Annotated in this window: 19 protein-coding genes and 1 tRNA gene; 7 read left to right on the forward strand and 13 right to left on the reverse strand. The window is 71.4% G+C overall.

What is annotated here, in order from left to right; translation table 11 throughout:
* Positions 1-46 precede the first annotated feature (46 nt).
* The gene (locus JQN72_RS12600; RefSeq protein ID WP_204134089.1) at positions 47-787 is read right to left on the reverse strand and encodes an amino acid ABC transporter ATP-binding protein; all 741 of its coding nucleotides are present in this window, start codon (positions 785-787) and stop codon (positions 47-49) included.
* Positions 788-926: 139 nt separating this feature from the next.
* Here JQN72_RS12600 and JQN72_RS12605 point away from each other — a divergent pair, with 139 nt between their 5' ends.
* Positions 927-2333: an FAD-binding oxidoreductase gene (locus JQN72_RS12605; protein ID WP_204134090.1), complete on the forward strand. Its 1407-nt coding sequence runs from the start codon at positions 927-929 to the stop codon at positions 2331-2333.
* A gap of 3 nt (positions 2334-2336) precedes the next feature.
* Here JQN72_RS12605 and JQN72_RS12610 read toward each other — a convergent pair whose 3' ends face one another.
* Positions 2337-3080 carry a potassium channel family protein gene (locus JQN72_RS12610; RefSeq protein ID WP_239100144.1) on the reverse strand — a complete coding sequence of 248 codons (744 nt, stop codon included), beginning with the start codon at positions 3078-3080 and terminating at the stop codon, positions 2337-2339.
* A 34-nt stretch (positions 3081-3114) separates the two neighbouring features.
* Complete coding sequence (locus JQN72_RS12615) at positions 3115-3801, reverse strand: hypothetical protein (protein WP_204134091.1); 687 nt, start codon at positions 3799-3801, stop codon at positions 3115-3117.
* Positions 3802-4143: 342 nt separating this feature from the next.
* Between JQN72_RS12615 and JQN72_RS12620 the strand changes: the two genes are divergently transcribed.
* Positions 4144-7428, forward strand: a complete 3285-nt coding sequence (locus JQN72_RS12620; RefSeq protein ID WP_307812427.1) for a CARDB domain-containing protein — start codon at positions 4144-4146, stop codon at positions 7426-7428.
* A 13-nt stretch (positions 7429-7441) separates the two neighbouring features.
* Here the strand turns inward: JQN72_RS12620 and JQN72_RS12625 are convergent.
* Positions 7442-7515: transfer RNA gene (locus tag JQN72_RS12625), tRNA-Ile, on the reverse strand.
* A gap of 287 nt (positions 7516-7802) precedes the next feature.
* Between JQN72_RS12625 and JQN72_RS12630 the strand changes: the two genes are divergently transcribed.
* Positions 7803-8378, forward strand: coding sequence for a PepSY domain-containing protein (locus JQN72_RS12630; protein ID WP_204134093.1), 576 nt, complete (start codon positions 7803-7805; stop codon positions 8376-8378).
* 207 nt (positions 8379-8585) lie between these two features.
* A complete protein-coding gene (locus JQN72_RS12635; RefSeq protein WP_204134094.1) occupies positions 8586-9101 on the forward strand; it encodes a DUF3145 domain-containing protein in 516 nt (171 codons plus the stop codon).
* 60 nt (positions 9102-9161) lie between these two features.
* Here JQN72_RS12635 and JQN72_RS12640 read toward each other — a convergent pair whose 3' ends face one another.
* The 7 genes from JQN72_RS12640 to argG form a co-directional block, all read right to left on the reverse strand.
* Positions 9162-9755 (reverse strand): hypothetical protein, encoded by a 594-nt coding sequence (locus tag JQN72_RS12640; RefSeq protein ID WP_204134095.1) that lies wholly within the window; start codon positions 9753-9755, stop codon positions 9162-9164.
* A gap of 55 nt (positions 9756-9810) precedes the next feature.
* Positions 9811-11052, reverse strand: coding sequence for a beta-ketoacyl-ACP synthase II (gene fabF, locus JQN72_RS12645; RefSeq protein ID WP_204134096.1), 1242 nt, complete (start codon positions 11050-11052; stop codon positions 9811-9813).
* Between the two features lie 79 nt (positions 11053-11131).
* Positions 11132-11377 (reverse strand): acyl carrier protein, encoded by a 246-nt coding sequence (locus JQN72_RS12650; protein WP_204134097.1) that lies wholly within the window; start codon positions 11375-11377, stop codon positions 11132-11134.
* 65 nt (positions 11378-11442) lie between these two features.
* Positions 11443-12459 (reverse strand): beta-ketoacyl-ACP synthase III, encoded by a 1017-nt coding sequence (locus tag JQN72_RS12655; protein WP_204134098.1) that lies wholly within the window; start codon positions 12457-12459, stop codon positions 11443-11445.
* On the reverse strand, positions 12456-13370 hold the full coding sequence (locus tag JQN72_RS12660) for an ACP S-malonyltransferase (protein ID WP_204134099.1): 915 nt from the start codon (positions 13368-13370) through the stop codon (positions 12456-12458). The genes JQN72_RS12655 and JQN72_RS12660 overlap by 4 nt, the downstream gene beginning before the upstream one ends.
* Before the next feature lie 99 nt (positions 13371-13469).
* The gene (locus JQN72_RS12665; protein ID WP_239100145.1) at positions 13470-14645 is read right to left on the reverse strand and encodes a CdaR family transcriptional regulator; all 1176 of its coding nucleotides are present in this window, start codon (positions 14643-14645) and stop codon (positions 13470-13472) included.
* A 38-nt stretch (positions 14646-14683) separates the two neighbouring features.
* Positions 14684-16111, reverse strand: coding sequence for an argininosuccinate synthase (gene argG, locus JQN72_RS12670; RefSeq protein WP_204134100.1), 1428 nt, complete (start codon positions 16109-16111; stop codon positions 14684-14686).
* Between the two features lie 134 nt (positions 16112-16245).
* Between argG and JQN72_RS12675 the strand changes: the two genes are divergently transcribed.
* From JQN72_RS12675 to katG, 3 genes are all read left to right on the forward strand, one after another.
* Complete coding sequence (locus tag JQN72_RS12675) at positions 16246-17373, forward strand: glycerophosphodiester phosphodiesterase (protein ID WP_204134101.1); 1128 nt, start codon at positions 16246-16248, stop codon at positions 17371-17373.
* A gap of 92 nt (positions 17374-17465) precedes the next feature.
* Positions 17466-17936 (forward strand): Fur family transcriptional regulator, encoded by a 471-nt coding sequence (locus tag JQN72_RS12680; RefSeq protein WP_204134102.1) that lies wholly within the window; start codon positions 17466-17468, stop codon positions 17934-17936.
* A complete protein-coding gene (gene katG, locus JQN72_RS12685) occupies positions 17933-20113 on the forward strand; it encodes a catalase/peroxidase HPI (RefSeq protein ID WP_204134103.1) in 2181 nt (726 codons plus the stop codon). The genes JQN72_RS12680 and katG overlap by 4 nt, the downstream gene beginning before the upstream one ends.
* Positions 20114-20176: 63 nt before the next feature.
* Here the strand turns inward: katG and JQN72_RS12690 are convergent, their stop codons facing one another.
* Entirely contained in the window at positions 20177-20476 is a 300-nt protein-coding gene (locus JQN72_RS12690; protein ID WP_204134104.1) for a thiamine-binding protein, read from the reverse strand.
* Positions 20477-20586: 110 nt separating this feature from the next.
* Positions 20587-23373 carry a pyruvate dehydrogenase (acetyl-transferring), homodimeric type gene (aceE, locus tag JQN72_RS12695; protein ID WP_307812428.1) on the reverse strand — a complete coding sequence of 929 codons (2787 nt, stop codon included), beginning with the start codon at positions 23371-23373 and terminating at the stop codon, positions 20587-20589.
* Positions 23374-23456: the final 83 nt, after the last annotated feature.

The following is a 23456-nucleotide window of genomic DNA, read 5'->3' on the forward strand; positions in this document are numbered from 1 at the left end:
CGACCCGAGGGCCGGACCGGGTGCCCCCGTGCGAGGGCCCCGGGTGTCAGTGGGTGAGGATCTTGCCGAGGAAGTCCTTGGCGCGGTCGCTCTTGGGGTTGGTGAAGAACTCCTCCGGTTCGGCCTCCTCGACGATGGCGCCGTCGGAGAGGAAGACGACGCGGTTGGCCGCCTTGCGGGCGAAGCCCATCTCGTGGGTGACGACGACCATCGTCATGCCGCTCTCGGCGAGCTCGACCATGACGTCGAGGACCTCGGTGATCATCTCGGGGTCGAGCGCGGACGTGGGCTCGTCGAAGAGCATGACCTTGGGCTCCATGGCCAGCGAGCGGGCGATCGCGACGCGCTGCTGCTGGCCGCCGGAGAGCTGGGCCGGGTACTTGTGCGCCTGGTGGCCGATGCCGACCCGCTCGAGGAGCTCCATGGCGCGCTTCTCGGCCTCGGCCTTCTTCTGGCCACGGACCTTGATGGGTCCGAGGGTGACGTTCTCGAGGATCGTCTTGTGCGCGAAGAGGTTGAAGGACTGGAAGACCATCCCGACGTCCGAGCGAAGCTTCGCGAGCTCCTTGCCCTCCTCGGGGAGCTCCTTGCCGTCGATGGTGATCGAGCCGGACTCGAAGGTCTCGAGGCGGTTGATCGTGCGGCACAGGGTGGACTTCCCGGAGCCCGACGGACCGATGAGGATGACGACCTCTCCGCGTCCGACGGTGAGGTTGATGTCCTTGAGGACGTGGAGGTCACCGAAGTGCTTGTTGACGTCCTCGAGGACGACGAGAGGCTCGCTCATGCCGAGAACCTAGCGATGCCGGACCGCCGACGGTCAACAAGGTGAGAACGAATGGGGGCGATCGTGACCGTTCCGAGACCAAGACGCTCGTGCTGCTCGCGCATGGCACCAGGGGTGCGGGCGGCGGCATGATGGCGCCATGACCGTCTCCCCGGCCGCGGTCCGGGCGGCGCTCACGGACGCGGTGCCCGATGTCTACTGGATGGACCGTCCCGCGCTGCGCCCCGTCGCGCGGCCCGCGCTGACCGGCAGTGGCCTCCGTACGGACCTGGTGGTCGTCGGAGGCGGGTTCACCGGTCTGTGGGCCGCGGTCCAGGCGAAGGAGGACGACCCGTCCCGCGACGTCGTTCTGCTCGAGGCCGGCCGGTTCGGCATCGCGGCGTCCGGGCGCAACGGCGGTTTCGTCAGCCCGTCGCTCACCCACGGGCTGGCGCAGGGGGTGGCGTGCTGGCCGGACGAGATCGGGCGGCTCGAGCGGCTGGGCGCCGAGAACATGGCCGCGTTCATCGCCACACTGGAGCGCCACGGGGTGGATGCCGACCTCCACGTGCCGGGCGAGCTGACGACGGCGCTCACCGAGCACCAGGTGACCACGGTCCGCGAGCTGCACGACCTGCACCGCGAGCACGGCGTTCCGGTAGCCCTGCTCGACGCCGAGGCCACCCGGGCGCTCGTCGACTCGCCCCGGTACCTCGCCGGGATGCTCGACCCGACCGTTGGGCTCGTCGACCCGGCCCGGCTCGTCTGGGGTCTCGCGGACGTCGCCGAGCGGCTCGGGGTGCGGCTGCACGAGGACACCGCCGTCACCGGGCTCGACGTCGACGGGTCGGGGGTGCGGGTGTCCACCGAGTGGGGAGCCGTGACCGGGCGGCGCGTCGTCCTCGGCACCGGCGCCTTCCCCGGGCCGCTGCGGAGGCTGCGGTACTGGACGGTGCCGGTGTACGACCACGTCCTCATGTCCGAGCCGCTCAGCGCGACGCAGCTGGCCGAGGTCGGCTGGGAGGGGCGGGAGGGGATCACCGACGCCGGCAACCAGTTCCACTACTACCGGCGCACCCTCGATGACCGGGTGCTGTTCGGCGGCTACGACGCGAGCTACCACTTCCCGGGGCGGATCGACCCGCGTTACGAGCAGTCGCCGTCGCACGACCTGCTGGCCCGGCACTTCCTCGAGATCTTCCCGCAGCTGGAGGGCATCCGGTTCACCCACCGTTGGGCCGGGGTCATCGACACCACGACGCGGTTCACCCCGGTGTTCGGGACGGCGCTCGGCGGGCGGGTGTCGTACGCCGTGGGCTACACGGGCCTCGGCGTGGCGTCGACGCGGTTCGGGGCGCGGGTCGCGCTCGACCTCGTGGACGGCCGGGACACCGAGGCGACGCGGCTGTCGATGGTGCGCCGCAAGCCGCTGCCCTTCCCGCCGGAGCCGGTGCGCGGTGCGGGTATCCGTCTGACCCGGGCGGCGCTGGCCGCCGAGGACCGCACGGGGCGTCGTGGCCCGTGGCTCAGGGCCCTGGACCGGCTGGGTGTCGGCTTCGACAGCTGAGCGCTACGCGTCCGGGTCGGGTTCGCCGCCCAGGCGCTCGACGAGGGCGCGCAGCTCGGCGATCTGGTCCGACAGCTCGTGGACGTCCCGCCGCGTCGCGGCCTCGGACTCCTCCTCGATGTCCTGGACGCGCTCGATGAGCCAGCTCGCGAACGTCGCCGTCACGACACCGAGCAGGGCGATGCCGGCGAGCATGAGTCCCACCGCGACGACCCGGCCCTCGACCGTGACCGGGTAGGTGTCGCCGTACCCGACCGTCGTGACGGTCACGGTCGCCCACCACAGGGCGTCGCCGACGTTCGCGATGGTGGCGTCGGGGGCGCCGCGTTCGGCGTCGAGCATGGCGAGCGCGGCGACGACGATGACCGTCAGGGTGCCGCCGACGACGTAGACGGCGACCCGCCCGCGCAGTGACCCGCCGGCCTTGCGGTTGAGGACCCCGAGCAGCGTGACCAGCCGCAGCAGCTGCAACGGCCGGAGCAGGGGGAGCAGGACGACCGCGAGGTCCAGCAGGTTGCCGCGCACGAACGTCAGCCGCTGCTCGGCGAGGGCGAGCCGGACGCCGTAGTCGACGATGAAGACGGCCCACGCCACGAGTGACGCCATCTCCAGGGCGAACACCGTCTGCTGCGACAGCGACGGCTGCAGGATGGGCCACGCGTAGGCCACGAGGAAGACGGCGGCGCCGATGGTCAGCGGCCACTCCGTGCGGCGTTCCCAGAGCTCGCGGCGGTGGTCGTTCTGCATGCCGTCATGCTGTCACGGCACCGCGCGGCCGGGGTCAGGCGTCGAACGTCGCCCGGAGGGCCTCGGCGATCTGGTGGGGGCACCGCGCCGGGGCGGCGAAGGGCAGGTCGATGCGATGGGCCCCTCGAGCGTCGACCCACGAGACCTCGGCGCCCAGCTCGTCGACGGAGGTCAGCTCGGCCGCGGCGACCGCCTCGACGGGGATGGCCATCCGGCGCGCGACGAAGGCGCGGACCTCGGTGCCGTGGCACTCGCGCGAGTGAGCCACGAAGGCGTCGGCGACCGACGGAAGGTCGGGGGCCGTCTCGACCGCACCGTCGTACGCGGCCAGTGGGACCACGGCGCCCCTGGTGTCCGACTCACCGCTGTGGACGCTGACGAACAGGGGGACCAGGCGCACCTCCATCCTGGGGACCGGGAGGTGGAGATGGATGTCGGCGACGGCGAGACTGCCGGAGAGCCGGACCCAGGTGCCGGGAGGCCCGGCGACGTCACTGCGCACCTTGAGGACGGCTCCGGCTCCGGCGCGTGCCGCTCCGGCGAGTGCGGAGTCGATCGAGCAGTGGACGGTGGGCATTCCCTCGACGTCGGACAGGGCGAGAATGCCGTCGTCGTGCCCCGTGCGGTTCACGTCGTCGACGGCGAGTGTCGCCTCCATGGGGGTGCGGACAGCAGCTCGCGCCCAGCGGGCGAGCTCGTGCACGGTGCGTGTGGTAGCCACGGACTGCTCCTTGGTTAGGTCATCCTAACTAAGGATAACCTTACCTGACGATCGGGAGTCCACGCAGACGGCCCGGGCCAGCGGTGGCACGCGCGCTCGGCTCCGTTCTCCCACTCGTCAAAGTCATGAGATGCCAAGAAAATGTCAAAATATTGCACTCTGCTGTTGTCTGCTTGCTATGCCCGCGCGTAGCGTCCTCGGTCAGGTGGACAGTCGTCCACCAGGTCACGACGGCGTGGCACCATTCGGGTCGGTGCACCGCATGAACAAGGGACAGGGTGGTACACCACGATGGAGACACGACGTCGACGGGTCCGGCCGCTCGGTGCAGCGATCGCGGTCGTGACCGCGCTGCTGGTGACCTCGGGGGTGTCCTTCGGTGCGGCGGCGTCCGCCGCACCGGTCGACCTGGCTGCTGGACGTGCCACCGGAGAGTCCAGCCACGCGGACGTGTACCCGTCCTCGAACATCACCGACGGGGACCGCGCGACCTACTGGGAGAGCGCGAACAGGTCGTTCCCGCAGTGGGTTCAGGTGGACCTCGGCCGGAGCGCGACCGTGCAGAGCCTGCGCCTGCAGCTGCCGGCCGGATGGGAGGCGCGGAGCCAGACCATCGCGGTGTCGGCCGGTGCCGGCGGGTCCGCACTCTCCACCGTGAAGGCGGCTGCCGACTACACCTTCGCTCCGGTGTCCGGCAACACCGTCGAGATCGACGTCCCGGATCTCGACGCCCGGGTCGTCCGCCTGACCTTCACCGCCAACACCGTGTGGCCGGCGGGTCAGCTCTCCGAGCTGCAGGTGCTGGGCACGGAGGATGCGTCCCCGACCCCCTCGCCCACACCGTCGGGCGGGTCGGTCGTCGAGCTGGCACGGGGCAAGAGCATCAGTGCGTCGTCGACTCAGCAGACCTATGTCGCCGCACACGCCAACGACGGTAACCGGACGACCTACTGGGAGGGCGCCGCCGGGCAGTACCCGTCGACCCTCACCGTGGCTCTCGGCGCCCCGGCATCGCTCGACCGCCTCACCATCGCTCTCAACCCGGACCAGGCATGGTCGCCTCGGGCCCAGACCCTGTCGGTCCTCGGGCGAACGAGCGGCTCCACAGAGTTGCGGACGCTCACAGCCGGAGACACCTACTCCTTCGACCCGTCCACCGGCAACACGGTGACGATCCCGGTCAGCGGTGCGGACATCTCGGAGGTCCGGCTCCGCTTCACCGCGAACACCGGGGCAGGCAACGGGCAGGTCGCGGAGCTCGAGGTGTGGGGCACCCCGGCCCCGACGCCGGACCTCACGGTCTCGTCGGTCACGTCGTCCCCGGAGAGCCCGACCGAGTCGAGTGAGCTGACGCTGTCCGCGACCGTGGAGAACGTCGGTACCGCGGGATCGTCGCCGAGCTCGGTGCGCTTCTCCGTCGACGACGCCGATGTCGACACCACCGCGGTTCCTGCGCTGGAGCCTGGTGGTTCCGCCACCGTGAGCGTGTCCGCACCGGCGCAGCCTGCCGGTAGTCACACCGTCACCGCCATGGTCGACCCGGACGAGGAGGAGGCCGAGCTCGACGAGTCGAACAACACCGGTAGCGCCCCGGTCGCGGTCGCCGAGACCCCCAGCGCGGACCTCGTGCCGGTCCTGACGTTCTCGCCCCAGGCGCCTCGAGCCGGCCAGACAGTGACCTTCTCGGTGGCGGTCCGCAACGTCGGCTCCCGGGCGACGTCCTCGGATCCGCACGCCGTCACCGTGCGGATCGCGGGTGGCTCGGGCTCCGACAGGACCCTGACCGGGTCGGTCGCCGGGGCGATCGCTCCGGGCGCGACGAGCCCGGCCGTCGACGTCGGCTCGTGGAGGGCTGCTGACGGCAGCTGGTCCGTGACGACGACGGTGGCCGACGACGACAACGAGATCGCCGCCCGGCGGGGCAACAACACCGGGACCACTCCGCTGCTCGTGGGTCGCGGCGCCAGCGTGCCGTGGACCGAGCTCGAGGCAGAGGACGGCACCGCCGGTGGGGGTGCGACCGTCGTCGGCCCCAACCGCACCGTGGGGGACCTCGCCGGAGAGGCGTCCGGCCGACGGGCGGTGGTCCTCGACGCAACGGGGGAGTACGTGGAGTGGACGACCCCGGTGGCGACCAACACCCTCGTGGCCCGGTTCGCCATGCCGGACGCTCCGGGCGGCGGTGGTATCGACTCGTCGATCAACCTCTACGTCGACGGCCGGTTCGTACGCTCCATCCCGTTGACCAGCCGGTACGCCTGGGTCTACGGGAACGAGACCAACCCGGGCAACACCCCGGTGGAGAACCAGCAGCGGCACATCTACGACGAGGCGAACGTGCTCCTGGACTCCACGGTGCCCGCCGGAGCCCGGATCAGGCTGCAGAAGGACCAGGCGAACTCCGCGGCCTACTACTCGCTGGACTTCGTCGACCTCGAGGAGGTCGCCCCGGTCGCGAACCCCGACCCCACGAGGTACGTCGAGCCTCGCGGCAGGGACCAGCAGGCCATCCAGGCCGCCATCGACACGGTCATCCAGGACCCCGGCAAGGCCGGTGTCTACCTCCCGGCGGGCACCTACACGATGGGGAACAAGGCCCAGGTTTACGGACGCGCGATGACGATCACCGGGGCCGGGCCGTGGTACACGCGGATCACCGCTGCGCCGGGCAGCTCGAACACCGACATCGGCTTCAACGGGCAGTCGGGAGCGAGCGGGTCGACGTTCTCCCAGATGGGGTTCTTCGGCAACTACGTACAGCGCATCGACGGGCCGGGCAAGGCGTTCGACCTCACCAACGTCTCGGACATGACGATCTCGGACGTCTGGGTGGAGCACATGGTGTGCATGTTCTGGGCGTCGAACATCGACGACTCGACGGTGACCGACTCACGCATCCGCAACACCTGGGCCGACGGCATCAACATGACCAACGGCAGCTCCGGCAACACGATCCGGAACATCGAGGCGCGGACCACGGGTGACGACTCGTTCGCCATGTTCGCAGCCACCGACAACGGGGGCTCGGGCCAGTCCGGCAACGTGTTCGAGAACCTCACGTCACGCCTGACCTGGCGCGCCGCGGGGCTGGCGGTGTACGGCGGGTCGGACAACACCGTGCGCAACATGCGGATCGCCGACACCCTGGTCTACTCAGGGGTGACGATCTCCTCGCTCGACTTCGGCATCCCGATGGAGGGCTTCAGCGGCACCACGATCTTCGACGGCATCACCATCGAACGGTCGGGCGGCCACTTCTGGGGCTCGCAGACCTTCCCCGGCATGTGGCTGTTCTCGGCGCAGAAGACGTTCACGGGCATCCGGGTGCGCAACGTCGACATCGTCGACCCCACCTACTCGGGGATCATGTTCCAGACCAACTACTCCGGCGGGTCGGCGCAGCAGCCCATCCGGGACACGACCTTCGAGAACGTCACGATCACCGGGGCGCACAAGAGCGGCGACGCGTTCGACGCGAAGTCCGGTTTCGGCATCTGGGCGAACGAGATGCCCGAGCAGGGCCAAGGCCCTGCGGTCGGCTCGGCGACCTTCACGAACCTGGAGCTCTCCGACAACGCGCAGGACATCCGCAACACGACCTCGACGTTCACCATCACCGTGAACTGAAGCGGGCTGTGGGTGGGGCGTGTCGGGCTTGAACCGACGACCGGCGGATTATGAGTCCGCTGCTCTGACCGACTGAGCTAACGCCCCTCGCGCGGCGGGTGCCGCGGCTCGGTGAGCCTATCGTCGGCCAGCCCGGCGCCGGCCGGAGCATCGGACAGGCAACACCCGACGCGACGGGGACCGGGGGAGGTGTCGACCAGGATCGAGGCGGGACGGGACCGAGACCGCCCGTCGCGAGGGGGTTTATGCCTGTCGGAGCGGACGTTGCGGCCGGCGCCGGGAGGTCACAGGGTCGCCCGACGACCGCGACAGGTCCGGCACAGACCACCGGCCGACCGTGGTGTCAGCAGGTCCCCGACGACGAAGGAGCTCTCATGGACCGCAACACCAAGACCATGGCCATCGGCGGTGTCGGCATCGCCGCCGCCGTCGCCCTCGGCCTGACCGGCGCCGCGCTCGCCAACGCCGACGACACCTCCCGCACGGCCGCGTCCTCCTCGGCGAGCGCCGGCTCGGGCGCGCAGGCCAACGGCAGCGGCAGCACCGACACCCTCCCGGAGGGCGGTGAGCCCGGCGGGAGCGGCACGAGCGGTGGCCCGCAGGGCCAGGGCGGCGGCCCCGGGATGGACGGCGGCGGCACCCTGACCGCCGACGCCGCGAGCAAGGCGGTCGAGGCGGCCCAGGGCGAGCTCGACGGCGGTACCGTCACCGGCGTCCGCGCCATGTCCGACGGCACCTACGAGGTGACCGTCACGAACGACTCCGGCCGTGTCGACGTCCTCGTCAGCGCCGACTTCGAGGTCACCGGCACCGAGGAGCACGGCCAGGGCGGCCCCGGCGGGACGCGTGGCGGCGACGGCGGGCCCGGAGGGCAGCAGGGGCAGTCGAGCGACCCGAGCGACGCCAACGGCACGGGCAGCACGACGGGAGCGACGACCTCGACGGTCTGACCCGGACGCCCTCCCGTCCTCCACACCCGCACCGGGACCACGTGATTCGTGGGATTCCTGGTGCGGGTGCGGTGTGTGGTGCACAATGGCCGTGACAACCGGTTCGTCCACGACGGGCCCGTACAGCTGAAGCACCGGCAGCACGCACCGGTCTCGCACGCGCGACGGCGTTGGGGAAGACGTCCACCGCACGTGAAGGAGACCAGGATGTCTGTCGCGATGCCGCGCACCGCAACCAGGGGAGTGGTCTACGTCCACTCGACCCCCAAGGCGTTGTGCCCGCATGTGGTCTGGGCGATCGAGGGAGTCCTCGGCGCCCGCGTCAGCGTGCACTGGACCGACCAGCCCGCAGCCCCCGGCATGGTGCGCGCCGAGCTCAGCTGGGCCGGCGAGTCCGGCACGGGCGCCCTGCTCGCCAGCGCTCTGCGGGGCTGGGACCACCTGCGCTACGAGGTCACCGAGGAGCCGAGCCCCGGCTGCGACGGCTCGCGCTGGTCGCACACGCCCCGGCTCGGCATCCACCACACCTGGACCTCCGCCAACGGCGACGCGGTCGTCAACGAGGACCGCCTCCGCGAGGTCGTCGCGCTCGCCCAGGGCAGCCCGGACGCCATGGCCGAGATGCTCGAGGAGCTGCTCGGGGCCGAGTGGGACGAGGAGCTCGAGCCGTTCCGCTACGCCGGCGAGGGCGCGCCGGTGCGCTGGCTGCACAAGGTCGGCTGACCGACAGAACGGCTCCGCGGGCGCAGGGTGGCCGCGGCACGAGGCGGGAGACCGGGCCGGCTACCGGAGCCGTTCCACGAAGCGGGTGCCCAGGGTGTCCCGCAGGAGGGCGAGCCCGTCAGCCCCGAGGAGCTCGATGGGGACCGCCCACGCCCGTTCTGCCCCGGCCTGGTCGAGGAGCAACACGCCGCGGACGTAGCGGGCCCGCGTGACGGTGGCGGGGTCGACGACGACCTCGTGAGACGGCAGGACGAACGTGAACCGCTCGGGGGTGTACTCCGCCGACACGAGCGTGCCCACCGAGCAGCGGAGCTCGACCTGCTGGCGCATATCGCGACGCAGCGTCCGCTTCGCGTGCCAGAGGTCGAAGCCCGTCAGGAGTGCAAAAACGCCGAGGAACGCCGTCGTGCCGCGGACCGTCCCCGCGAGGCCGTCGGTGCGTCCCAGGGCATGGAGGACGACCACGAGGGCGAGGAACACCGCGGCGACGAGCACGTGGTGCACCGTGAACCGCCGCCAGTACCCCGGCGCGCCCTCGATGTCCTCGACGAGGACGGACGACTCCCGGGCGATGACCTCACGGGTGCTCACGTACGACGCCGAGGCCCGCCGCTCCGCGACGCCGCCGACACCGTCGTTCGTCCCGTCCTGCACGGCGACAGGGTAACGGCGGCCCGGGCCGCCCGTGCGGCTTCGGCCCGATGCGGGCTCAGACGCTCTTGATGACGAGGGCGACGTTGTGGCCGCCGAATCCGAACGAGTTGTTGAGCGCGGCGATGTCACCGTCGGGCAGCGAGCGGTGCTCGCCCCGGATGACGTCGAGGTCGATCTTCGGGTCGAGCTCGTCGATGTTGACCGCAGCGGGCGCCGTGCGGTGGTGCACCGACAGCACGGTGAGCAGTCCCTCGAGCGCGCCGGCCGCCCCGAGCAGGTGCCCGGTCATCGACTTCGTGGCGCTGACGCACATCCCGTCCGCGGCGGCGCCGAAGGCCCGCCGGATGGCGTTGGCCTCGGCAATGTCACCCACGGGGGTCGACGTGGCGTGTGCGTTGATGTGGCTGATGTCGGCGTCGGTGAGACCTGCCCGCTCGACCGCCTCCTGCATCGCGCGGCTCGCCCCGGCACCCTCCGGCTCGGGCGCGGTGATGTGGTGGGCGTCGGCGGACATGCCGATCGAGGCGAACTCCGCGTAGATCCGCGCGCCACGCGCGACGGCGTGCTCGTACTCCTCGAGCACCATGACCGCGGCGCCTTCACCCATGACGAAGCCGTCCCGGCCGGTGTCGTAGGGCCGGGACGCGGCCATGGGGTCGTCGTTGCGGGTCGACAGGGCCTGCATCTGGGAGAACCCGGCGAAGCAGAGCGGGTGCATCGCCGCCTCCGTGCCTCCCGCCACGACGATGTCGGCCCGGCCGGCGCGGATCATCTCGAACCCGGTCCCCATCGACTCGGCGCCGGAGGCACAGGCGGAGACCGTCGTGTGCGCCCCGGCGCGCGCGCCGAGCAGCAGCGAGACGTTGCCCGAGGACGTGTTCGGCATGAGCATCGGGACCGCGAGCGGGAAGACCCGGCGCGGACCCTTCTCGCGCAGCGTGTCCCACTGGTCGAGGAGGGTCCACACACCGCCGATGCCGGTACCGATCGCCACGCCGAGGCGCAGCGGGTCGACCTCCGGCGAGCCGGCGTCCTCCATCGCGGACTGCGAGGCGATGACGGCGTACTGCGCGCTGGGGTCCATCCGGCGCAGCTGGACCTTGCTCAGCACCTCGGCCGGGTCCTGCGCGATCGAGGCGGCGAAGTGGACCGGCAGCTCGTACCTCTCGACCATCTCCGAGGGGAGCGGCTTGGCTCCGGACCGGCCGGCGAGGATGCCCTCCCACGTCTCGGCGATGGTGCCGCCGAGGGGCGTGGTGGCACCGAGTCCGGTGACGACGACGCGACGCTCGCTCATGGTGCTGATGCTCCTTGTGGGTGCGGGGTGGAACGGCGCGGGCCCGGCCTCCGCGGTCGGCGTGAGGCCGGGCCTGCGCTCAGCCCTGGTTGGACTGGATGTAGCTGACCGCGTCGCCGACCGTCGTGAGGTTCTTGACCTCGTCGTCGGGGATGCGCACGCCGAACTTCTCCTCGGCGTTGACGACGATGGTCATCATCGACAGCGAGTCGATGTCGAGGTCGTCGGTGAAGGACTTCTCCATCTGCACGTCGGAGGGGTCCAGGCCCGTCTCCTCGTTGACGATCTCGGCCAGGCCGCTGAGGATCTCCTGCTGGTCTGCCACTGCTCTCTCCTTCTGTGGGGGATGCGGTACTTCTCGGCCCGGGTGACCCGTGGGCCCACGGGAGGTCAGGGGATGACGACGACCTGCGCGGCGTAGGACAGCCCGGCGCCGAAGCCGATCTGCAGTGCGAGGCCACCGCTCGGGATCTCACCGTGCCGGACCATCCGCTCCATGGCCAGCGGGATCGACGCCGCCGACGTGTTGCCCGTGTACGCGATGTCGCGGGCGATGGGGAGGTCGGCCGGCAGCCCCAGCTGCTTGGCCATCGCGTCGACGATCCGCACGTTCGCCTGGTGCGGGATGAAGGCGTCGAGCTGGTCGACGGTGACCCCGGCGGCGTCCATCGCCTTCCGGGCGACCGGCGCCATGCCCCAGACGGCCCAGCGGAAGACGGTCTGCCCGGCCATCCCGATGTGCGGCCAGCCGAGGTTCTTCTCGTGGACGTCGATCCAGCTCTCCGTCTGCGAGATGGCCTCCCACTGCGCTCCGTCGGAGCCCCAGACCGTCGGCCCGATGCCCGGCGACTCGGAGCGGCTGACGACCGCCGCGCCCGCGCCGTCGGCGAAGATGAACGCCGTGCCCCGGTCGTCCGGGCTGGTGAAGTCGGAGAGGCGCTCGACCCCGACGACGAGCACGTGCTGTGCCGTGCCGGCGCGCACCATGTCGGTGGCCAGCGAGACCGCGTGGCAATACCCGGCACACGCGGCCGAGATGTCGAACGCCGCCGCCTTCGACCCCAGCCGCTCGGCGATCATCGGCGCTGCGGCAGGGGTCTGGTACGGCCAGCTGACCGTCGCGACGATCACGGCGTCCAGCTGCCCGGCCTCGATCCCGGCCATGGCCAGCGCCGGCTCGGTGGCGAAGACGGACATGTCGACGACCGACTCGCCCTCGCCGGCGAAACGCCGCTCGATGATGCCGGAGCGCTCGCGGACCCACTCGTCCGAGGAGTCGATGCGCTCGACGATCTCCGAGTTCGGCACCACACGCTTCGGGCGGTAGCCGCCGATGCCGGTGATCGTGGCGTGGGAGACCGGGCTGGTGCGCAGCTCGCCGGCGAAGCCCTTGGGGGTGACGGTCATGCGGAGTGCTCCTCGATCAGGGTGCGGGCGGCGTCGAGGTCGTCGGGGGTCCTGACCGCGAGGAGCTCGACGCCCTTGAGCGCTCGCTTGGCGAGCCCGACGAGGGTGCCGGCCGGCGGCACCTCGATGACGGCGGTGACGCCGAGGTCGGCGAACTGCTCCATGCAGAGGTCCCAGCGGACCGGGTTGGAGACCTGGGCGACGAGGCGGTCCAGGACCTCGCGGCCACCGGTGACGACCTCGCCGTCGCGGTTCGACACGAGCGGGACCCGTGCGTCGGCGGGGGAGAGGCCGGCCGCGGCCGCCTCGAGCGCCTCGACCGCCGGCTGCATGTAGGCCGTGTGGAACGCGCCGGCGACCTTGAGGGGGATGACCCGGGCCTTGGCCGGCGGCTCCTCGGCCAGTCCGGCGAGGGTGTCCAGCGCGCCGGCCGCGACGACCTGGCCGGCGCCGTTGACGTTGGCGGGGGTGAGGTCGCGGGCCTCGATCGCGGCGAGGACCTCGTCCGGGTCGCCGCCGAGCACCGCGCTCATGCCGGTGGCTGTCACCGCGCTGGCCTCGGCCATCCCGCGGCCGCGCATGGCGACGAGGCGCATCGCGTCCTCCTCGGGGAGGACGCCGGCCGCCGCGGCGGCGGTGACCTCACCGACCGAGTGGCCGGACAGGGCCCCGGCGCCGTCGACCCCGCCGAGGGCGCGCAGCGCGAGCAGCCCGGCCCCGACGAGCAGCGGCTGGGCCACGGCGGTGTCCTTGATCGTGTCCTCGTCGGAGGTGGTGCCGTGGGCGACGAGATCGACCTCGGCGGCCTCGGAGAGCGCGGTCAGGTGCTCACGGGCGCCGGGGGGCTCGAGCCACGGGGCGAGGAAGCCCGGGGTCTGCGAGCCCTGACCGGGGCAGACGATGACGATCACGTGTCGAGCATGGCGTGCCGGGCGTGACCCTCTCCCGACGAAGAGGGACGAACCTGGCGGGCGCGATTTGTAGGGATCCCACAGTTGCGGTGTGCGCGGTCATCGTGGTGTGGTCCGGGTCGCCGGGCCGAGGCGGTGGAAGGCGAGGGCGGTGCGCACGGTCTGCGCGTCGTGCGGGTCGGTGAGGTCGTAGCCCGTCGCCTTCTCGATGCTCGCGAGCCGGTAGCGCACCGTGTTGGCGTGCACGATGAGCGTCCGGGCCGTGCCCTCGACGCCGAGCCCGTCGTCGAGGTAGGCGGCCGCGGTGGCCAGCAGGGCGCCTCCGCTCGCCTCCTCGAGCGGCCGGACGATCCGCTGGGCGAGAGCGTGCCGTGCGGGCAGGTCGGCGAGCAGGGCACGTTCGGCGAGGAGGTCGTCGGCATGGACCGGACGGGGCGCGGCCGGCCAGGCGCGAGCGGCCGTGTGGCCCGAGATGGCCGCACGCGCGCTGCGCCCCGCGGCGAACAGGTGCGGCACCGTGGGGCCCACGACGAGTGGCCCGTCGCCGAGCTGTGGGTCGAGCGAGGTCGCGAGCGCCATCGGGTCGGCGACCCGGCCCCCGATGCAGACGACGCGCGGGCCGTGGATGGCGACGAGGAGCTCCAGGCCCGTGCGGCGCGCGGTGCGGTGCAGCTCGTCGACCACGGGACCGCTCGCGCCGCGTGGGGTGGAGCCGACGACGACCGCGACGTCCGTGACGTCGCCCCAGCCGAGTCCGGCCGCCCGGGACTGCATCGACTCGTCGGCCTCACCCCGGATGACCGCGTCGACGACGAGGGACTCGAGCCGGGCGTCCCACGCGCCGCGGGACTCGGCGGCCTCCGCGTAGACCTCGGCCGCCGCGAACGCCACCTCACGGCTGTAGCGCAGGACGGCCTCGCGGGCGAGGTCGGCCTCGCCTGGCGCGGCGAGCCCGGCGATCTCGCGCTCGACGACGCCGATGACCGTGCGCATGAGGTCGAGGGTCTGGGCGAGCGAGATGGACCGGGTCAGCTCACGGGGCGCGGTGCCGAAGACGTCCGCGATGACCGCCGGGGTGCGTTGGTCGCCGCCGAACCAGTCGACGAAGCTCGTGATGCCGGCCTGGGCGACCAGCCCCACCCACGAACGGTTCTCCGCCGACAGCGCCCGGAACCACTCGTGGTCGGCCTCCATCTGTTTGACCGCGAGAGCTCCGAGGTCACCCGCGGCACGGGTCACCCGGGCGCGGGTGTCGGCGGAGGAGGCGGTGGTCATCCCCGCAGTGTATTTGTGCGGCCCGGACAAGCGAGCGCTCAGTCGGTGCCGAGCTCCATCGCCGCGCGGTCGAGCGCGTCCTCCTCGTCCCCGTCGACCGCCGGGTTGTCCGTGATGCGGTCGTAGCCACCGGCAGGGAGCTCGCCGAACAGCGTGCCGTTCTCGACGAGCAGCTGCCCCTGGTCGACGGGCTGGTTCGCGTACAGCTCGAGCTTGGCGCGGCTGTCGGCGATGTCGAGGTTGCGCATCGTCAGCTGGCCGATGCGGTCCATCGGCCCGAACGGGGCGTTCTCGACGCGCTCCATCGAGAGCCGGTCGGGGTGGTAGCTGAAGTTCTCGCCGCGAGTGTCGAGGACGGTGTAGTCGTCGCCCCGCCGCAGCCGGAGGGTCACCTCGCCGGTGACGACCGAGGCGATCCAGCGCTGGACGGACTCGCGCAGCATGAGGCTCTGCGGGTCGAGCCAGCGCCCCTCGTAGAGCAGCCGGCCGAGGCGGCGGCCCTCCTGGTGGTAGCTCGTGATCGTGTCCTCGTTGTGGACGGCGTTGAGCAGGCGCTCGTAGGCGATGTGGAGCAGCGCCATCCCTGGTGCCTCGTAGATGCCGCGGGACTTGGCCTCGATGATCCGGTTCTCGATCTGGTCCGACATCCCGAGGCCGTGCCGGCCACCGATCGTGTTCGCCTCACGGACCAGTGCGACGGGGTCGAGCCGGAGGCCGTTGACGGCCACCGGGCGGCCCTCGACGAACGACACCGTGACGTCCTCGGAGTCGATGCTCACGGCGGGGTCCCAGAAGCGCACGCCCATGATCGGCTCGACGACCTCGAGCGAGGTGTCGAGGTGCTCGAGCGTCTTCGCCTCGTGCGTCGCACCCCAGATGTTGGCGTCGGTCGAGTACGCCTTCTCCTGGCTGTCCCGGTAGGGCAGGGCGCGCTCGGTGAGCCACGCGCTCATCTCGTGGCGGCCGCCGAGCTCGGCGACGAAGTCGGCGTCGAGCCACGGCTTGTAGATGCGCAGGTCGGGGTTGGCGAGCAGCCCGTAGCGGTAGAACCGCTCGATGTCGTTGCCCTTGAAGGTCGAGCCGTCACCCCAGATCTGCACGTCGTCGGCCTGCATCGCGCGCACCAGGAGTGTGCCGGTGACCGCCCGGCCGAGCGGGGTGGTGTTGAAGTAGGTCTTGCCACCGCTGCGGATGTGGAAGGCGCCGCAGGCGATGGCGGACAGGCCCTCCTCGACGAGCGCGGCACGGCAGTCGACGAGCCGGGCGACCTCGGCCCCGTACTGCCCGGCACGGCCCGGCACGGTGTCGATCTCGGGCTCGTCGTACTGGCCCAGGTCGGCCGTGTACGTGCACGGGACCGCACCCTTCTCGCGCATCCACGCGACGGCGACGGAGGTGTCGAGACCCCCCGAGAAGGCGATGCCGACGCGCTCGCCGACGGGCAGGGAGGTGAGGACCTTGGACACGGTGCAAGTATATGCAGGACTCCGAATATCTACAAAGACGACGCTCGTGTGTCGGGTGGTCTTCGCCGACCCGACGGCCAACGGTCACGTGGACGTGGGCCGCCGTTCGCCCGTCGCTCCCTAGCGTCGAAGCCATGATCCGACGCCTGACAGGAGTCGCCGTGACCATGCTCGCTCTCGGAGCCCTCGCCGTCCCGTCCGCAGCGACGGCGTCGGCCGGCCACCAGGACCCGCGCCACGCCGCGCAGCCCCTCGTCATCGCCCACCGCGGCGCGTCGGGCTACCGCCCCGAGCACACCCTCGCCGCCTACGAGCTCGCCGTACGGATGGGGGCCGACGTCATCGAGCCCGACCTCGTCATGACCAAGGACGGGGTCCTCGTGGACCGCCACGAGCCGGAGATCAGCGGGACGACCGACGTCGCCTCGCACCCGGAGTTCGCGGACCGCCGCACCAGCAGGACGGTGGACGGCGAGGCGGTCACGGGCTGGTTCGTCGAGGACTTCACCCTCGGCGAGCTGCGGACGCTGCGCGCGGTCGAGCGGCTCCCCGACCTGCGCCCCGACAGTGCCGCGTACGACGGCGCGTACCCCGTGCCGACGTTCGAGGAGGTCCTGCGGCTGCGGGCTCGGCTCAGCCGCCAGTACCACCGGAGCATCGGGATCATCCCGGAGATCAAGCACTCCACGTACCTGCACGCCGCCGGTCTGGACCCCGAGCGGGCCCTCGTCCGGGCCGTGACCCGCGCCGGGCTCAACCACCGGGACGCCCCGCTGTGGACGCAGTCGTTCGAGTGGACCAACCTCGTGGCCCTGCGCGAGCGCCACCACTACCGTGCCCGCCTCGTGTTCCTCGCGAGCCGCACGGGTGGTCCGTACGACCTGGAGGCCGCCGGCGTGCCTCGGACCTACGAGGAGATGCTCTCGGCGCGCTCCCTGCGGCGGCTCGCCAGGACCGTGGACGCCATCGGTCCGGACAAGCGGCTCGTCATCCCGTGGGAGGCCGACGACAGCCTGGGGGGGCCGACCCGGCTCGTCACGGACGCACACGCCGCGGGGCTCGCGGTGACCCCCTGGACCTTCCGGGCGGAGAACACCTTTCTCCCTGCCGACCACCGGGTCGGCGCCGACCCGGCAGCGCACGGTCGGATGGCCGACGAGGTGCTGGAGTACCTGCGCGCCGGGGTCGACGGCGTCTTCTGCGACCAGCCGGACGTCTGCGTCGCCGCCCGGGAGAGGCTGAGGGGTCGCGCGGCCGGGTGAGACGGGAGCGGACGACCGGCCTGCACGGGCGACGCGCCGCCCTGAACAGCAGTTCTTGACCGGTTCCAGAAAAGCCGCAATGCTGGGCGTCGATGTCCTCGACGTACGACCGGATGCTCCGTGACGCCGCGCTGCGCGTCACGCGGCCGCGCCTGGCCGTTCTCGGTGCCGTGCACGAGCACCCGCACGCCGACACCGACGCCATCACCCGCGTCGTCCGCGCGGGTCTCGGGGCCGTCTCGCACCAGGCCGTCTACGACGTCCTGCGCGTGCTCACGGATGCCGGCCTCATCCGCCGTATCCAGCCCCCGGGCTCCGTCGCACGCTACGAGTCGCGTGTGGGCGACAACCACCACCACGTCGTCTGCCGCGGCTGCGGCACGATCGCCGACGTCGACTGCGCCGTCGGGGAGGCCCCGTGCCTCACCGCGTCCGACGACCACGGCTTCACCATCGACGAGGCCGAGGTCGTGTACTGGGGCACCTGCTCCTCGTGCGCCACCACAGGCGCGTCCGACCACGATCCGTACCACCCGCATCGAACAGGAGATGGACCCACGTGACCGACCAGCACTCCGGCGTGACCCCGCAGGGCAGCGAGAGCGAGAACCCGGCGATCGACAGCCCCACGCCCGCCACCGGGGCCCGGCCCCGCACCAACCAGGACTGGTGGCCCGACCAGCTCGACCTGTCGGTCCTGCACACGAACAACGCCAAGGCCGACCCGCTCGGCGGCACGTTCGACTACGCCGAGGCGTTCGCCGGGCTCGACGTCGACGCCCTCAAGGCCGACCTCGTCGAGGTCATGCGCACCTCGCAGGACTGGTGGCCCTCGGACTTCGGGCACTACGGCCCGCTCTTCATCCGGATGAGCTGGCACGCCGCCGGCACCTACCGCGTCGAGGACGGCCGCGGAGGTGGTGGCCGCGGGCAGCAGCGGTTCGCCCCGCTCAACTCGTGGCCGGACAACGCCAACCTCGACAAGGCGCGCCGGCTCCTCTGGCCGGTCAAGCAGAAGTACGGCCAGGCCGTCTCCTGGGCCGACCTGCTCGTCCTCGCCGGCAACGTCGCGCTCGAGGACATGGGCTTCGAGACCTTCGGCTTCGGCTTCGGCCGCCCGGACGTCTGGGAGCCGGAGGAGGTCAACTGGGGCACCGAGGACACCTGGCTCGGCGACGCGCGCTACAGCGGCGACCGTGAGCTCACGCAGACCCTCGGCGCGGTCCAGATGGGCCTCATCTACGTCAACCCCGAGGGGCCGAACGGCGAGCCCGACCCCGTCAAGGCCGCGCGCGACATCCGCGAGACCTTCGGCCGGATGGCGATGAACGACGAGGAGACCGTCGCCCTCATCGCCGGCGGCCACAGCTTCGGCAAGACCCATGGCGCGGGAGACCCCGACCTCGTCGGCACCGAGCCGGAGGGCTGCCCCGTCCACGCGATGGGCCTGGGCTGGAAGAGCGAGCACGGCAGCGGCAAGGGCCGCGACGCCATCACCTCCGGTCTCGAGGTCACCTGGACCCAGACACCGACCCAGTGGAGCACCAAGTTCTTCGAGAACCTCTTCGGCTTCGAGTGGGAGCTGACCAAGAGCCCGGCCGGCGCGCACCAGTGGCAGCCGAAGGACGGGGCCGGGGCCGACACCGTCCCCGACCCGGAGGACGGCTCGCTGTCGCGTCCGCCGACGATGCTCACCACTGACCTCTCGCTGCGCTTCGACCCGGAGTACGAGAAGATCTCGCGGCGGTTCCACGAGAACCCCGAGGAGTTCCGGCTCGCCTTCGCCAAGGCCTGGTACAAGCTGCTCCACCGCGACATGGGCCCGGTCGAGCGGTTCCTCGGGCCGTGGGTGGCCGAGCCCCAGCTGTGGCAGGACCCCGTCCCGGCCCGCACGGGCGATGCGCTCACCGACGACGACGTCGCGCAGCTCAAGCAGGCGCTGCTCGACTCCGGCCTGACGGTGCAGCAGCTCGTGAGGACCGCGTGGGCCTCGGCGGCGTCGTTCCGGCGCACCGACATGCGCGGCGGGGCCAACGGCGCCCGGATCGCCCTCGAGCCGATGCGCTCCTGGGAGCTCAACGAGCCGGATGAGCTCGCCTCCGTCCTGTCGACGCTGGAGTCCGTGAAGAAGGACTTCGACGACGCGGGCGGCCGGTCCGTCTCGCTGGCCGACCTCATCGTCCTCGGCGGCTCCGCAGGGCTCGAGAAGGCGGCGAAGGACGCCGGGCACGAGCTCACCGTCCCCTTCACGCCGGGCCGTACCGACGCCACCCAGGAGATGACCGAGGTCGAGTCGGTCGCGTGGCTCGAGCCGCGTGCCGACGGCTTCCGCGGGTACCTGCGCTCCGGCGACAAGGCCCGTCCGGAACAGCTCCTCCTCGAGCGCGCCTTCATGCTCGGCCTCACCGCGCCGCAGATGACCGCTCTCGTCGGTGGTCTGCGGTCCGTGGGCGTCGGGGGCTCGCTCACCGAGACCCCCGGACAGCTGACGAACGGGTTCTTCTCCACCGTCCTGGCGCCGGGCGTCACGTGGTCCACCTCCGCCCAGGAGGACGTCTACGAGAGCAGCGACGGCCGCTGGAGCGCCGGAGCCGCCGACCTCGTCTTCGGCTCGCACGCCCAGCTGCGCGCGATCGCGGAGGTCTACGGCAGCGCCGACGGCGAGCAGCGGTTCCTCGACGACTTCGTCGCCGCGTGGGTCCAGGTCATGGAGAACGACCGGTTCGACCTCCACTCCTGACCCGAGCGCGACGACTGAGGGCCGGACGCCGTGCGGCGTCCGGCCCTCAGTCGCCGCCCGGCGTCAGCCCTCGTCGAGGAGGTCCTCGACCCGGCGCACCTTCGACTCCAGCATCCCGGTGTGCCCGGGGCGGATGTCGGCCTTGACGACGAGCGAGACCCGGGGCGAGTGCGCCGTCATCGCGTCGACGCACCGCTTGACGACGGCCATCACCTCGTCCCACTCGCCCTCGACGTTGGTGAACATCGAGTTGGTCTCGTGCGGCAGGCCGGACGCCCGGACGATGCGGACGACCTCGGCGACGGACTCGGCGTAGGAGCCGGACTCGTCGGGCGTACCGGCGATGCTGAACGCGACGATCATGGACGTTCCTCCGATGTCGGGGTCACGGTTGCCGGACGCACCGCGACCTCCGGTCGGACACCCCGAGCTTCGGGGTGCGTGACCGAACGTTCCGGCATCAGGCGAAAGGGTCAGGCGTCGGCTCCCTCGAGGCTGCCGGAGGTCCCGGCCGTCACGTCGTGCAGCCGGTACCGGGTGATGGCCTCCTTCGGCACCGAGGTCTCGACCTCGCCCCGGGAGGCGAGCATCTCGAGGGCCCGCACGACCATCGACGGACCGTCGATGTGGAAGAAGCGACGGGCCGCGGGACGGGTGTCGGAGAAGCCGAAGCCGTCCGCGCCGAGGGTCGCGTACTCGCCGGGCACCCACGGGGCGATCTGGTCCTGGACGGCCCGCATGTAGTCGGACACCGCGACCGTCGGACCCTTGCGGTCCTGCAGCTTCTCGGTCACCCACGGCGTCGGGGCGTCCTGCTCGGGGTTCAGGAAGCGCTCCTCGTCGCAGCGGAGGCCGTCCCGTCGCAGCTCGTTCCACGACGTGACGGACCAGACGTCCGCGACGACGTTCCAGTCGTCCCGCAGCAGCTCCTGTGCCTCGAGGGCCCACGGCATCGCGACCCCGGAGGCGAGCAGCTGCACCCGCGGGGCGTCGGTCGGCAGTCCCTCCTCGGAGCCCTCGGCGTAGAGGTACATGCCCTTGACGAGGCCCTCACGGTCGAGGTCCTCGGGCTGGGCCGGCTGGCGGATCGGCTCGTTGTAGACCGTGAGGTAGTAGATGACGTTGCGCTGGTCGTCGGTGAGCGAGTCGTCCGAGCCGTACATCCGGTGCAGGCCGTCCTGGACGATGTGCGCGATCTCGAACGCGAACGCGGGGTCGTAGTGGACGACCGCCGGGTTGGTCGAGGCCAGCAGCGGGGAGTGGCCGTCGGCGTGCTGCAGGCCCTCACCGGTCAGCGTCGTCCGCCCGGCCGTGGCCCCGATGAGGAACCCCCGGGTCATCTGGTCGGCGGCCGCCCAGATCGAGTCGCCGGTGCGCTGGAACCCGAACATCGAGTAGAAGACGTACACCGGGATCATCGGCTCGCCGTGCGTGGCGTACGAGGACCCGGACGCGGTGAACGCCGCCATCGAGCCTGCCTCGTTGATGCCCGCGTGGAGGATCTGCCCGTCGGTGGCCTCGCGGTAGGCGAGCATGAGGTCGGCGTCGACCGGGGTGTAGCGCTGCCCGTGCGGGTTGTAGATCTTGATCGTCGAGAAGAACGAGTCCATCCCGAACGTGCGGGCCTCGTCCGGGATGATCGGCACGATCCGGTTGCCGAACTCCTTGTCCCGCATGAGGTCCTTGAGGAGCCGGACGAACGCCATCGTCGTGGCGACCTCCTGCTTGCCCGACCCCTTCTTGACCTGCTCGTACGCCGAGTCGCCGGGAAGGTGGAGGGGCACGTGGCGGGAGCGGCGCTCGGGCAGCCCGCCGCCGAGCTTCGAGCGGCGCTCGAGGGCGTACCGGATGACGTCGTCGTCGGCGCCCGGGTGGAAGTAGGGCGCGTCGTACGGGTCCTTCTCGAGCTGCTCGTCGGTGACCGGGATGTCGAGCGAGTCCCGCAGGCCCTTGAGGTCGTCGAGGCTCAGCTTCTTCATCTGGTGGGTGGCGTTGCGGCCCGCGAAGGACGTGCCGAGGCCGTAGCCCTTGATGGTCTTGGCGAGGACGACCGTGGGCTGGCCGGTGTGGCCGAGCGCCGCCTTGTACGCCGCGTAGACCTTCCGGTAGTCGTGCCCGCCGCGCTTGAGCTTCCACCAGATGTCGTCGTCGGACCAGTCCGCGACGAGCTTGCGGGTGCGCGGGTCGCGGTCGAAGAAGTGCTCGCGGACGTAGGCGCCGTCGTTGGCCCGGAAGGTCTGGTAGTCGCCGTCCGAGGTGGAGTTCATGAGGTGGACGAGCGCGCCGTTGCCGTCCGCCGCGAGCAGCGGGTCCCAGCCGCGACCCCAGACGACCTTGATGACGTTCCAGCCGGCACCCCGGAAGAACGCCTCGAGCTCCTGGATGATCTTGCCGTTGCCGCGCACCGGTCCGTCGAGCCGCTGCAGGTTGCAGTTGACGACGAACGTGAGGTTGTCGAGCTCCTCCTGCGCCGCGAGCTGCAGCAGGCCGCGGGACTCCGGCTCGTCCATCTCGCCGTCGCCGAGGAACGCCCAGGTGTGCTGCCGCGAGGTGTCCTTGATGCCGCGGTTGTGCAGGTACTTGTCGAACTGGGCCTGGTAGATGGCGTTCATCGGGCCGATGCCCATCGACACCGTGGGGAACTCCCAGAAGTCCGGCATGAGCCGCGGGTGCGGGTAGCTGGGCAGCGCGAGCGGCGAGCCGTCGACGACGTGCGACTTCTCCTGGCGGAAGCCGTCGAGCCGCTCGGCGCTGATCCGGCCCTCGAGGAAGGCCCGGGCGTACATCCCGGGGGAGGCGTGCCCCTGGAAGAAGACGTGGTCGCCGCCGCCCTCGTGGTCCTTGCCGCGGAAGAAGTGGTTCATCCCGACCTCGTAGAGCGTCGCCGCGGACGCGTACGTCGAGATGTGGCCGCCGACGGAGACGCCCGGTCGCTGCGCGCGGTGCACGACCATGGCTGCGTTCCAGCGCAGGTACGCGCGGAAGCGTCGCTCGACGTCCTCGTCGCCGGGGAACCACGGCTCCTGCTCGGGGCTGATCGTGTTGACGTAGTCGGTGGTCGTCAGCGAGGGCACCCCGACCTGCATCGCGCGAGCGCGCTCGAGGAGGCGGAGCATGAGGTAGCGGGCGCGCATCCGGCCCGGTCCGTCGATGACGGAGTCGAGGCTCGCGAGCCATTCCGCTGTCTCACCAGGGTCGATGTCCGGCAGGTGCGTCGGGATGCCGTTGAGGATGGGTCCGACGTCTTCGTGGAGAGCCACGCGCTCGTCCTTTCCGCGCTCGCGAACCGTGCCCCGGTCGGGGGCCGTTCCTCCCATCTTTCACCCTGACGCGGCCTCCGTCA

Origin of the sequence: Phycicoccus sp. CSK15P-2 (assembly GCF_016888005.1) — a bacterium.
Classification (GTDB): Bacteria; Actinomycetota; Actinomycetes; order Actinomycetales; family Dermatophilaceae; genus Phycicoccus.

Coding starts and splice junctions, on each gene's coding strand:
- JQN72_RS12675 (WP_204134101.1), top strand. CDS start 16,246: ATGATCCGACGCCTGACAGGAGTCGCCGTGACCATGCTCGCTCTCGGA.
- JQN72_RS12630 (WP_204134093.1), top strand. CDS start 7,803: ATGGACCGCAACACCAAGACCATGGCCATCGGCGGTGTCGGCATCGCC.
- JQN72_RS12600 (WP_204134089.1), bottom strand. CDS start 787: ATGAGCGAGCCTCTCGTCGTCCTCGAGGACGTCAACAAGCACTTCGGT.
- JQN72_RS12605 (WP_204134090.1), top strand. CDS start 927: ATGACCGTCTCCCCGGCCGCGGTCCGGGCGGCGCTCACGGACGCGGTG.
- JQN72_RS12665 (WP_239100145.1), bottom strand. CDS start 14,645: ATGACCACCGCCTCCTCCGCCGACACCCGCGCCCGGGTGACCCGTGCC.
- JQN72_RS12680 (WP_204134102.1), top strand. CDS start 17,466: ATGTCCTCGACGTACGACCGGATGCTCCGTGACGCCGCGCTGCGCGTC.
- JQN72_RS12655 (WP_204134098.1), bottom strand. CDS start 12,459: ATGACCGTCACCCCCAAGGGCTTCGCCGGCGAGCTGCGCACCAGCCCG.
- JQN72_RS12690 (WP_204134104.1), bottom strand. CDS start 20,476: ATGATCGTCGCGTTCAGCATCGCCGGTACGCCCGACGAGTCCGGCTCC.
- JQN72_RS12610 (WP_239100144.1), bottom strand. CDS start 3,080: ATGCAGAACGACCACCGCCGCGAGCTCTGGGAACGCCGCACGGAGTGG.
- fabF (WP_204134096.1), bottom strand. CDS start 11,052: ATGAGCGAGCGTCGCGTCGTCGTCACCGGACTCGGTGCCACCACGCCC.
- JQN72_RS12635 (WP_204134094.1), top strand. CDS start 8,586: ATGTCTGTCGCGATGCCGCGCACCGCAACCAGGGGAGTGGTCTACGTC.